Source organism: Candidatus Neomarinimicrobiota bacterium (assembly GCA_022567655.1).
Classification (GTDB): Bacteria; Fidelibacterota; SORT01; order SORT01; family SORT01; genus JADFGO01.
Genome location: JADFGO010000070.1, coordinates 1 through 11,115, shown reverse-complemented (window position 1 = coordinate 11,115; position 11,115 = coordinate 1). Strand labels below are relative to the sequence as shown.

The following is an 11,115-nucleotide window of genomic DNA, read 5'->3' as shown; positions in this document are numbered from 1 at the left end:
GAGCTCAGGAAAGCAAAGGATATAGCGCTTTCAGAGATGAAGCAGCAGGCGAAAGACCTTGGGGGCAATGCCATAATTGCTGTTGACCTGGATTACGAAACGATAGGGTCGGGAGGAACGAACATGTTGATGGTGGCTGCGAGCGGGACCGCTGTAGTGTATAAAGACAAGCCTATGAGGCGAAAAGTAACTTGATCGGGACAGTTGTGTAATTTTACTGTTGTATTAGTTATTCGAAATTATTAGTCTGTACTCCTGCTTGTATTATCTAACTGAGTGAGCGTTATGAGAAACCTTTCACGTATATTCGGTAAATCACCTTTTGTGCCGCTCCAGGAACACGGGGAGAGAATCATGGAAACCGTGAGTCATCTTCGACCGCTGTTTGAAGCGATTGTCGATGGTGACGAAGAAAAGTTTGAGGAGCTTTACGCATCGATAAACGAAGCAGAGCACGAAGCGGACAAGGTGAAAAACAGATTTCGAGGTGAGACTCCGAAATGGCTGTTCCTGCCTATGAACCGGAGAGACCTTCTCGAGCTTTTGTCCACGCAGGACTCGGTTGCCGACAAGGTGCAGGACGTAGCGGCTCTGCTTCACATACGCCGATTGGAAATCCACGAGGAGATGAAAGAGGGTCTCTTTGAATTTATTGACCGGGTGCTTGAGACGTGTGATAAATCCTCGGAAATTATAAATCGGCTCGACGAACTGTCGGAAGCCTCCTTCGGCGGACCGGAAGCTGAAAGAGTTCTCGGTATGATAACCGAATTGGGTGAGATCGAACATGAGAGCGACGAGGCTGGAAAGAATGTGGCGAAAATAGTTTTCGAATTAGAAAAGAAGCTTGACCCGATCTCGGTAATTATGTGGTCAAGGGTGCTGACAAGGGTTGGCGACGTGGCGAATCATGCTGAAAATATAGGTAATCATATCCGCCTGTTATTCACACGTTAATCGAGAGGGAATTTCACTCCTTATGGGATCAGAGACGATACTCCTTTATACCGCTTTAATCTTCGGATTTTATATGGCGTGGAATATCGGTGCGAACGACGTCGGAAATTCCATGGGTACGTCCGTAGGTTCCAGAGCTCTGACTCTCCGGCAGGCGGTAATTATCGCAGCAACAGCAAATTTTGCCGGTGCGGTTCTTGTGGGCGGGAATGTAACGAATACCGTTAGAAAGGGGATAATCGATCCTCTTATATACGCGGCCACTCCCGAAACGCTTTTGTACGGTATGCTTGCCGCTTTACTTGCCGCCGGTCTGTGGTTACAGATTGCCACGATGTTCGGATGGCCGGTAAGTACCACCCATACGATAGTAGGGGCGGTAGTGGGTTTTGGAATTATTGGCGGCGGGTTTGATTCGATCGCCTGGGGAAAAGTCGGAACCATAGCATCGTCATGGGTTTTTTCACCTTTGATAAGCGGGGTTGTCGCGTTTCTCGTGTTCACACTGATCCGGAAATTCATTCTTAACGCCCGTGACGTTATGCTGGCGACAAGGCGGTTAGTTCCTATAATATTCGGTATGGTAATACTGGTTATGTCGTTAGTTCTCTTATTTAAGGGGCTAAGTCATGCCAATCTCGACCTTACTCTCAAACAGTCGATAGTATTATCATTCGCACTCGGGTTCGGCGCATGGGCTTTAAGCGCGATGTTAATGTTCGGGGTGGACATAAGTAAGTACAAAAGAAAATTTGTACTGACGCAGCAAATGGCTAAAAACGATAATCTGATAGTCTCTAAAAGCCTCCGGAAAACTCTGACTTACAGAGAAAAAAATCTGAATTACGCAACAGGGTCAATTTTCCGCAGATTGGGCAATATATACTCTGACATGGAAAATCTTGCTGACAACATAGAGGATAGCGCATATACCGAGGCAAAAAACACTGGTGGGGAGGATTACCATTTTGTAGAGCGGATATTCGGTTACTTGCAGGTGCTGAGCGCGGTGTTCGTAGCGTTTGCGCACGGGGCTAACGATGTAGCAAACGCCATAGGACCTTTAGCGGCCGTTGTTTCTATAATTCAAACTAAAGAAGTGGCGATGGAGGTTGCGGTTCCTATCTGGTTGCTTCTCCTCGGGGGAATTGGTATCGCGGTGGGGATCGCAACACTCGGCTGGAAAGTAATGGAAACGATCGGGAAAAAGATTACTGAGATAACGCCCTCGAGGGGGTTTGCGGCTGAGTTCAGCGCGGCGACTGTCATCGCTCTGGCATCTAAACTCGGAATACCGATATCAACGACCCACACGCTCGTCGGTGCGGTTTTTGGTGTGGGTATGGCTCGGGGAATAGCGTCATTGAATTTGAGTGTAGTCAGAAATATCATCATAAGCTGGTTCGTTACAGTTCCTGTCGGTGCGATATTCGCCGTAATAATCTATTATGTTTTAAGAGCGGTGTTCGGTAGTTGAAAGTGTATAGGATCTTTCCGCTCTTCTACTTTCAATTGTAATAATCTCTTCTATTAGGTAATATAAAGTCCGGTTCTCATAGCATAGAAACAAATGCTTAGAGCATACGTATTAAATCAGGAGACTAAATGTCCAAAGGGATAACCGGTAAAGAAACTGATTATTCTGCGTGGTATAACGATATAGTTTTAAAAGCGGAGCTGGCGGATTATGCGCCGGTAAAGGGATGTATGGTAATCAGACCGCATGGCTACGCCATATGGGAGAAAATCAGGGATAGATTGGACCAAATGTTCAAAGAAACGGGACACGAAAATGCGTATTTCCCGTTGCTGATACCAGAAAGCTTCATTCAAAAAGAAGCGGAACATATTAAAGGGTTCTCGCCGGAACTTGCTGTCGTTACACACGGCGGTGGGAAGAAATTAGAGGAACCCTTAATTATCCGCCCCACTTCCGAAACCATTATATGGTCGATGTACAAGAATTGGATTCAATCCTACAGAGATTTACCGCTGCTCATCAACCAGTGGGCTAACATCGTCCGGTGGGAGAAGAGGACGAGACTATTCCTGAGGACAACCGAGTTTCTCTGGCAGGAGGGGCATACTGCACATGCCACTGCCGAGGAGGCGGAGGAAGAGACATTAAGAATGCTCGAGGTGTACAAAACATTTGCCGAGGAGTATATGGCGATGCCTGTTATCATGGGTAAGAAATCTGAATCTCAGAAGTTTGCCGGCGCTGTCGACACATATGCGATTGAGGCGATGATGGGAGACAGGAAGGCGCTTCAGGCTGGTACAAGTCATTATCTGGGACAGAATTTTGCGAAAGCCTTCGACGTTAAATTTCAGAATGAAGATAACCGGGAAGAATACGTCTACGCTACGAGCTGGGGTGTGAGTACACGTCTCATAGGCGCGCTTGTTATGACTCACAGTGACGATAAGGGTCTTGTTCTGCCACCGAAACTTTCGCCATTTGAAGTGATAATCGTTCCAATCTGGAAGAAGGAGGAGGAAGAGGCTGAGGTTCGAAAGTTTACGGACAATCTTGAAAGCATATTCAAAAAAACGGGTATCTCATATAAGATTGACGACAGAACGAACGTGACTCCCGGATGGAAGTTCAACGAGTGGGAGTTGAAAGGAATCCCCGTCAGGGTCGAAATAGGACCGAAAGACGTAGCGGAAAACCAGATCGTTTTGGTACGCAGGGACAACGGCGAAAAGTCTTTCGTACCTATCGACAAAGCCGAAAATGAATTTGGTAAGATCAGCGAAAAAATCCAGAAAAACCTGTTTGACCGGGCTGTTGCATTCAGAAATGATAATACCGAACGATTGGACTCATACGACCGATTAAGGGAGTATTACAGTTCAAAAGGCGGATTCGGGGAGGCTTACTGGTGCGGTTCTGAGGAATGCGAGACGGAGATACAGAAAGAGACAAAAGCCACGATAAGGGTGATTCCGTTCGAGCAGCCCGGAGAAAAGGGGAGCTGCGTAAAGTGCGGCAAAGAATCTGAGACGTTTGTAGTATTTGCAAGAGCGTATTAAAAATATCCCGGGGAGCGTAACTAACTATCCGGTAACGGGTGAGATGAACAGGAGGCTCATATGAACGAAGAATTAGAGCAGCGTCCCGGTGAATCAGAAGAAGAAAACGGAACAACAACTGAAGATTCTTCCGGCGAAGATATTGCGGAATTAGAAACACCGGGTAAATTAAAACAGACATTCGTAAACAGGTTCGGGCATATCCGTGCCGGTTGGCGGATGGTGATTTATGTAATAATAACGGCTCTACTGTCATTTCCTGCGAAATATTTACACGGTTTTTTCAAACCATATTTTTCGGGAGATGGAGGATTCCACTCCCCAATAATGATCGTGCAATACGCTATATTGACAAGCGTTTTTATGTTATCGGCATATATAGTTCTCAAATGGATAGATAAACGACCCTTTAAAACGCTGGGTCTGTGGTTTTCGCCCGGTTGGTTCAAAGAATTCTCAATAGGTCTCGGCATTGGATTCGGGTTGTTGACGACTCTGTTTTTGATTTTCTGGATCACAGGACTTATTGAGGTAACAGCCGGAGCGCGGGGTATCGAGCTCGGAATTACATTGCTCAGTTTCATTATCTTGTTTGCGTTTGCGGGCCTTTTAGAAGAGCTCATGCTGCGTGGATATCCGTTTCAGGCATTCATCGAAGGATCGAATGTGCTGGTAGCCGTTGTTGTTTTAAGTCTGATTTTCTCTATTATACACATGTTCAACCCGAATTTTTCGGCGGGAGGAGCCTTGAATATCTTCTTAGCGGGAGTAATGCTGAGTATTGCTTATATAAAGACCCGCTCACTCTGGCTGCCTACAGGGCTGCATATGGCGTGGAACTGGACGCAGGGTCCGCTCTGGGGGATGAACGTAAGCGGCATAGATATTCAAAACAGTTTTATGGTGTCGGTCCCTCAGGGTCCCGAACTGCTCAGCGGCGGTGAATTCGGAGCCGAGGGCAGCTTGATCTCATCAGTGGTAATTATCCTCGTTACCTGGTATATGTGGCGGGCGTCGTGGCTCAAACCTTCAGAAGCAAATTCTGCGCTGTGGCGAAGGTACCCTGCCGCCTACGGTGTCCCACCTGCCGAAACGGAGAATTAGTGCCGATACTGAAATCTGAAGGTGTAGTTCTCCGAAGGATCAAGTACAGCGAAACGAGTCTGATACTGACCTTCTACACAAAAGATCAGGGTAAAATAAGTCTTATCGCTAAAGGCGCTCGAAACCCGAAGAGTAAATTTGTCGGGGCATTAGAACCGGCTACCTATGCTTCGATTGTTTATTACCATAAAGACAGCCGCGACCTTCAACTCTTATCCGAAATTGAGATTATTCAATCCAACAGCTCGATAATTGAGAACCTCAGAAAATCGGCTGTCGCCATGGCAATACTGAATCTTGTGGACTCGACTTTAACAGAAGTCGAACCCAACGAGGATGTTTACGGACTCCTTGTAAACACGCTCTCTGCTTTAAATAGTGAGAAGCAGGACGTGGCACTGTTGTGGTACTTCGAAATTCAGCTCCTTAAGATGATCGGATTCGAAATCGACGTTCATAACCCCGAAGGAGTGAAGACTCAGTCAAGACTAAAAGGAGAGGCGTTAAGAATTTTTGAAAATCTTGAAACAGCCGAACTTCCCGACATAGGCGTCGGCGGTTTTACGAGAGGTACGTTCAGAAAAATAAACAGATTCTTTTCGGAATATTTTAAGTATCATGTTGAGGGGATGAAAAGAGCAAAAGCACTTAGCTTTGTAGAAAATCTTATATAGAGATATTTACCCGGTCAATATTAATATTTCTTCCCTGTTGCGGGTTAACAGATAATTACTATCTTTTGATTAAGAACCAGTTGGATGCATGCATGATTAGGACGACATAACAGATGGATTACGGCTACACTGACAGGGTCATGTATTTCGGCAAGGGAGCATCATCGGCGATCAAATTGCTCATAATTGCCAATGTCTCGATTTTTTTTCTGGAATCCCTGCTTGGCTTAGAACAGTTATTCAACAATTATCTCGGGCTTGTCCCGAGTCTGATCTGGAACAATTTTTACATCTGGCAACCTGTTACGTATTTGTTTTTACACGGCGGGCTGTGGCATCTTTTAATAAACATGGTTGTTCTCTGGATGTTCGGCAGTGAGATAGAGAGATACTGGGGGAGAAGGGAATTCTTAGGGTACTATTTTATTACCGGTATCGGTTCGGGAATTCTGACAGCTCTTTTTTCAATTGACAGCACTATACCTGTTGTAGGAGCGTCCGGCGCGATTTACGGCGTATTGCTTGCATACGGACTCATGTTTCCGAATAGAACCATATATCTCTATTTTCTCATACCTGTAAAGGTAAAGTATTTTGTGCTGTTCATCGGCGGAGTTGCGTTCATCAGCAGCCTCAGCGACATCGGCAGTGCGGTAAGTCACCTCACGCATTTGTCGGGAATGGTCATTGGATATCTGTACATGAAATCAAGCGTTAAAATTTCTAATCTCAGTGATTCGTTCGGTGAGTTCAAGATTAAAAGAAAGGTCAAAAAAGCGGAACGCGTCAGGAAGAGCTACGAAAATTTGAGACAGGAAATCGATACGATCCTTGACAGGATAAACGAAGTGGGATACGAAAACCTGACTGACGAAGAAAAACAGAAACTTGAAGAAGCAAGCCGGGTCATCTCTAAAGACCAAAAGAACATGAATTGATCAATCGTTCGACTCCGGATGTCCGATAATAACAAGAGCCCGAGACTTACCGTCGATATGATCGTCCGGATGATTGATAAACCTAACAGCGTTTTACTGATCGAACGTAAAAATCCCCCATACGGTTGGGCAATACCGGGCGGATTTGTTGAAATCGGAGAAACGCTCGAGGAAGCCGTGGAGAGGGAGATCAGGGAGGAGACGTCATTAACGGTCGATAAAGTAAAGCAATTCCATGTCTATTCCGATCCCTCCCGTGACCCGCGGGGACATACAGTATCAGTAGTGTTTACAGGTGAGGGTATAGGCGTACCCGAGGCGATGTCCGATGCCGAAAATATACGGATATTTTCGATAGAAGAGCTGCCTCGACAACTTGCGTTTGACCATAGTCGAATATTGGATGATTATTTTAAGGAGTTCACATTTGATGATTGATCTTCACGGCAAAGTCATGATAGTTACGGGAGGTTCAAGAGGTATTGGAGCCGCCACCTGTAAATTAGCTGCTGAGCATGGGTCAAAAGTGCTTGTGAACTTTGTAAACGATTCAAAGTCAGCCGATAAGATCGTGGATGAGATAGCGCATGCGGGGGGTCAGGCTATGGCGGTACAAGCTGACGTAACCGATATGAGCTCCGTGCAGGAGATGGTTAACCGGGCACTCGAAGCTTGGGACGGAATTGACATATTAGTAAACAGCGCCGCGATATGGAAGATGGCGCCGATTGACCGTATGTCGGACAGCGATGCTGAAGAAACCATGTCGCTTAATTTCGGAGGAGTGCTGAACTGCATCAGGGCGGTAATACCTACCATGAAGAGACAAAAGAAAGGGAGCATCATAAACATATCCTCAACAGCGGCACAAAGGGGAGAAGCATTCCATTCGCATTATGCGGCAAGTAAGGGGGCGGTAAACTCGCTGACGAAATCGCTTGCTTCCGAACTCGGTCCCGACGGGATAAGGGTCAACTCGGTTTGCCCCGGTTGGACTTATACAGATATGACGTCAGAGGCGCTCGGCGGGGGCAAAGACACTATTATATCGGAGACGATACCTCTAAGGCGAATCGGCGAACCGGAAGAACCTGCGTCAGCCGTGGTGTTCCTCGCGTCCGATGCTTCTTCATATATTACGGGAATCTCTCTAAACGTAAACGGCGGATCAGTCCTCACCGGTTAGACAGACCTTGTTTCTTCCGGTCTCTTTCGCTTGATATAATGCTAAATCAGCGCTGTGAACGAATTCGTCCGGAGTTAACAGGTCTTTTGTTTGTTCTGATACACCTATGCTGATCGTAAGATTACCGTTCGGTTGGTTTTTCTGATTTTCGAATTCCTCTTTCTCGATCGTGTTCCTGATTTTTTCCGCGACCAGCTTAGCGTTTTGCAGCGGTGTCTCAGGAAGCAATATTGCAAACTCCTCTCCACCGTACCGGGTAACAAAATCACTCCGCCTAACGGTATTTCTGAATATAGACGCCACGCTTTTGAGGATCGTATCGCCTGCAACATGTCCGTTCGTGTCATTATAATGTTTAAAGTGATCAATATCGATCATCAAAAGGGTTAAAGGATTCTGATATCTCCGTGACCTTTCCATTTCTTTGGAGAGTTGATTCATAAAGAATCTGTGATTATACAGCTCCGTCATGCCGTCGGTGATGGCTTCCTTATGAATTTTTTTGTGGGATATGAGTTGCTTAAAGCCTATTGAAACCGCAGCAGCGATCTCATCGAAATACCGGCGGTTTAAATTCGCAATTATCTTTGTCTCCGGGAATAATAAGATAAGAGAACCTCTCACTTTTTCCGGACCGTAAAGTGGATAGAGAATGCCGTTCGTAACGTGCAACTTAGAAAGATTATCCGGTTCTAAAAATGGAGAAGCCTTATCATCTAAGTTGAATAGTATGTGATCCTGCTCTACGAGCGTGTCGAGGTAATTACGCGTGGGAAAGTCGAGTTCGGATAACTGCTCACCGATGAACAATTCAAAACCCTCCCAAAACAATACAGTATTGACTTCCTCTGTCTCTAAGTCTTCAGATTGAATGAATCCTACCGGCGCTTCCGTTAATTCTATCAGTTTCTTACCTACCTCATGGAGAAATTCCTCTTCCACAAATCTTCCGGAGATGTTGTTTAAAAATTTCAGCAGAGAAGATAATTCGAATACCCTCTGATCGGATACGACCCGCGAGCTGTCGAGTTTGGAAATAACGTCAAACACAACCCGCTCACTGGCAAGCACGGTGTGTTCGGGGTTGTGGATACTGATCTCCGATTTAGGTATTCCGATAAGTTTTGAAATCTCTTCCCAGAACATGTTCATGACCAACGGAGATTCGGTTATGGTAGTTTTAGTGGTAGGATTAAGAATGTTGACCGATTCCTCCGTAATGGAGGAGAGTACGGCATAATTAAGCTGCGGACTTGAAATAAACAGAAAAGAGAGGTTCTTGAGGCTGCTCAATTTCGAGCTATTTATTTGTTTAATCTTATCATTGCCAGACAGGTCCAAGTTACCATTGAGTAATAAGATTGTCTGAAATTGTGTTTTTTCTATGAAGGGTAATACTTCCTGATCTCCAACATCGAACTCAAAACTCTTAAACAAAATATAACCTTCTTCTCCGTTTGCAGGAATACCCTCAAGAATCGTTTTATAAAAATCCGAGACAGTATTCTTGGATAAGCTGATTTCGAGAACCTGGCTTTTGAATTCGTCGGATAGTTCAAAATTGAAAGCACCCATTCAGATTACCTCGCCGCGTCTTTCGGACGGGATATATAACCTTTCATTACGCTGGTGACGAGCATGTACTTAATTGCGAGAAAAGTCAGCCGTTCCGGTACAAGTTTGTATATTGATTTTATCATGTTGAAAAATATCGGGTTTAGAGCGGTAATCATCAACGCTTTTCTAATAAAAGGATTATCAAGCAACCGGGTATGAAATTCCCGAGCGAGATCAGGATGTTTTGCCACAATGTAGGGAACGACATTAGCGCCGAATTTCTCAAGGAGATCGAACGTGTCCTCAAGCGTCCTGTGTTGATGATGAGTTGCTCTCGCTTCGGGATTATATCGTAAATTAATGTCCGCTTCTTGCTCAATCCGCACAACCAGCTCGAGCTCCTCTCCTCCCCATAAGTTTATTTTTTCGTCGAATCCTCCAACACGGGTTAATAGTTCTTTTCTGATCGAAGTGTTCCAGAATACAAAATGACTGTGGCTTAGCTGTTGATTTACGCCGAATTTTTTCGCACCGCGTTTTGGTCTGTCGAGGTATCTGATGAACAAATCCCTGTTTTCAGGCCTATGTTGCACATACCCCACGCTTCCGTCCCAATCTAAATGTTCGATAGGTTTGATGTGCTTTTCTACCCAATCATGTTCAACGACCATGTCACCGTCGATGAACAGAGTGATTTCGCTCTCGGCGGCTTTGATCCCGCAATTTCTTGCCGAGCCGATCCCGAGATTCTTTTCCTGTTTAATGAGCCTGAAGTTGCCTTCAAATTTAATTGATTCCAAATATTCACGAGTGCCGTCGGATGAGGTTCCGTCAACTGCAATCACCTCATATTCAGAGGAGTTCATAGATTGATTTTCAAGTGACCGAATCAGACCTTCGATGGTGTTAATATTGTTATAAGCCGGAATTATGACGCTCGCACGGAGCATATCAGTAATTTTCGGCCGGGCTCTCCTTAAACCACCAAAAGCCGTGAGTTAAAATATAGAGGTTGTCCTCTTTATTTATATGCCGGCACATACATCCCTCTCTCCAATGCGCCGAACTGTCGGAAATGTATTTATGATTTTTCATGAACTTATCTTCGTAAGCCTCGTACTCTATCCCGGGCGGCAGTGGTCTTTTCTCATCCGATTTCATCGAACGTGAAGGCTCGTGATAGCTCATGCCTGTAATCTCGATTCCAAGGATCGATTCGAGGAGGGATTTGGAATTGGTAAATATCTCTTCTTCCCGGGAGCTGAGCTCCGGGTGGCAGTGGAGTTCATAGTGGAACCCTATTTCATGCCCCATTTTTATTATTTCGTGAAGAGACGTGTAGGAGTCGTAAGATAATAAATTGTAGTTCTTAGCGTGAAGCCGCACAAAATAGGTGGAGTTTATGCCGAGCTCTCCCTCAATTTCAGCGAGATAGTGCATAGCGGGTAACGAGAGGTCTTCGTCATGCCGCATCACAATCGTCTTCTCTTTATTTCGTTTTACTTCTACATCATTCATTTTGAGAAATTCATAACCGTTTTCGAGGGCATTTTGAAGGCACGCTTTGTAATGCGCATGAGAAAAATTGCAATTATCCCAATCAGACTTATTCATTTTAATTTCCGTCCATTATGAGCGACAGGCTTTCATCGCCACGGTT

12 protein-coding genes are annotated in these 11,115 nt (G+C 45.2%); 9 read left to right on the top strand and 3 right to left on the bottom strand.

Translation table 11 applies throughout. From position 1 onward, the window contains the following. From IID12_07735 to IID12_07695, 9 genes are all read left to right on the top strand, one after another. On the top strand, positions 1 to 195 hold a 195-nt coding region (locus tag IID12_07735; GenBank protein ID MCH8288980.1), incomplete at its 5' end, for a heavy metal-binding domain-containing protein. A gap of 90 nt (positions 196 to 285) precedes the next feature. After that, positions 286 to 957 carry a TIGR00153 family protein gene (locus IID12_07730; protein MCH8288979.1) on the top strand — a complete coding sequence of 224 codons (672 nt, stop codon included), beginning with the start codon at positions 286 to 288 and terminating at the stop codon, positions 955 to 957. 22 nt (positions 958 to 979) lie between these two features. After that, positions 980 to 2,434, top strand: a complete 1,455-nt coding sequence (locus IID12_07725; protein MCH8288978.1) for an inorganic phosphate transporter — start codon at positions 980 to 982, stop codon at positions 2,432 to 2,434. Between the two features lie 128 nt (positions 2,435 to 2,562). Next, positions 2,563 to 3,996 carry a proline--tRNA ligase gene (locus IID12_07720; GenBank protein ID MCH8288977.1) on the top strand — a complete coding sequence of 478 codons (1,434 nt, stop codon included), beginning with the start codon at positions 2,563 to 2,565 and terminating at the stop codon, positions 3,994 to 3,996. Between the two features lie 60 nt (positions 3,997 to 4,056). Beyond that, a complete protein-coding gene (locus IID12_07715; protein MCH8288976.1) occupies positions 4,057 to 5,100 on the top strand; it encodes a CPBP family intramembrane metalloprotease in 1,044 nt (347 codons plus the stop codon). Continuing rightward, positions 5,100 to 5,774: a DNA repair protein RecO gene (gene recO / locus IID12_07710; protein ID MCH8288975.1), complete on the top strand. Its 675-nt coding sequence runs from the start codon at positions 5,100 to 5,102 to the stop codon at positions 5,772 to 5,774. Before IID12_07715 ends, recO begins: the two co-directional genes overlap by 1 nt. Positions 5,775 to 5,887: 113 nt before the next feature. Beyond that, positions 5,888 to 6,712: a rhomboid family intramembrane serine protease gene (locus IID12_07705; GenBank protein MCH8288974.1), complete on the top strand. Its 825-nt coding sequence runs from the start codon at positions 5,888 to 5,890 to the stop codon at positions 6,710 to 6,712. A gap of 18 nt (positions 6,713 to 6,730) precedes the next feature. Beyond that, the gene (locus tag IID12_07700) at positions 6,731 to 7,150 is read left to right on the top strand and encodes an NUDIX hydrolase (GenBank protein ID MCH8288973.1); all 420 of its coding nucleotides are present in this window, start codon (positions 6,731 to 6,733) and stop codon (positions 7,148 to 7,150) included. Next, on the top strand, positions 7,140 to 7,898 hold the full coding sequence (locus IID12_07695) for a 3-oxoacyl-ACP reductase FabG (GenBank protein ID MCH8288972.1): 759 nt from the start codon (positions 7,140 to 7,142) through the stop codon (positions 7,896 to 7,898). Before IID12_07700 ends, IID12_07695 begins: the two co-directional genes overlap by 11 nt. Here IID12_07695 and IID12_07690 read toward each other — a convergent pair. Genes IID12_07690 through IID12_07680 form a run of 3 tightly spaced genes read right to left on the bottom strand, consistent with a single transcriptional unit; the run spans position 7,881 to position 11,069 of the window. Then, on the bottom strand, positions 7,881 to 9,473 hold the full coding sequence (locus tag IID12_07690) for a GGDEF domain-containing protein (protein MCH8288971.1): 1,593 nt from the start codon (positions 9,471 to 9,473) through the stop codon (positions 7,881 to 7,883). The genes IID12_07695 and IID12_07690 overlap by 18 nt on opposite strands. A gap of 5 nt (positions 9,474 to 9,478) precedes the next feature. After that, positions 9,479 to 10,405, bottom strand: a complete 927-nt coding sequence (locus tag IID12_07685; GenBank protein MCH8288970.1) for a glycosyltransferase — start codon at positions 10,403 to 10,405, stop codon at positions 9,479 to 9,481. Between the two features lies 1 nt (position 10,406). Next, entirely contained in the window at positions 10,407 to 11,069 is a 663-nt protein-coding gene (locus IID12_07680; GenBank protein ID MCH8288969.1) for a hypothetical protein, read from the bottom strand. Between the last annotated feature and the right edge of the window lie 46 nt (positions 11,070 to 11,115).

Coding starts and splice junctions, on each gene's coding strand:
- IID12_07720 (MCH8288977.1), top strand. CDS start 2,563: ATGTCCAAAGGGATAACCGGTAAAGAAACTGATTATTCTGCGTGGTAT.
- IID12_07700 (MCH8288973.1), top strand. CDS start 6,731: ATGTCCGATAATAACAAGAGCCCGAGACTTACCGTCGATATGATCGTC.
- IID12_07690 (MCH8288971.1), bottom strand. CDS start 9,473: ATGGGTGCTTTCAATTTTGAACTATCCGACGAATTCAAAAGCCAGGTT.
- IID12_07725 (MCH8288978.1), top strand. CDS start 980: ATGGGATCAGAGACGATACTCCTTTATACCGCTTTAATCTTCGGATTT.
- IID12_07705 (MCH8288974.1), top strand. CDS start 5,888: ATGGATTACGGCTACACTGACAGGGTCATGTATTTCGGCAAGGGAGCA.
- IID12_07680 (MCH8288969.1), bottom strand. CDS start 11,069: ATGAATAAGTCTGATTGGGATAATTGCAATTTTTCTCATGCGCATTAC.
- IID12_07715 (MCH8288976.1), top strand. CDS start 4,057: ATGAACGAAGAATTAGAGCAGCGTCCCGGTGAATCAGAAGAAGAAAAC.
- IID12_07685 (MCH8288970.1), bottom strand. CDS start 10,405: ATGCTCCGTGCGAGCGTCATAATTCCGGCTTATAACAATATTAACACC.
- IID12_07730 (MCH8288979.1), top strand. CDS start 286: ATGAGAAACCTTTCACGTATATTCGGTAAATCACCTTTTGTGCCGCTC.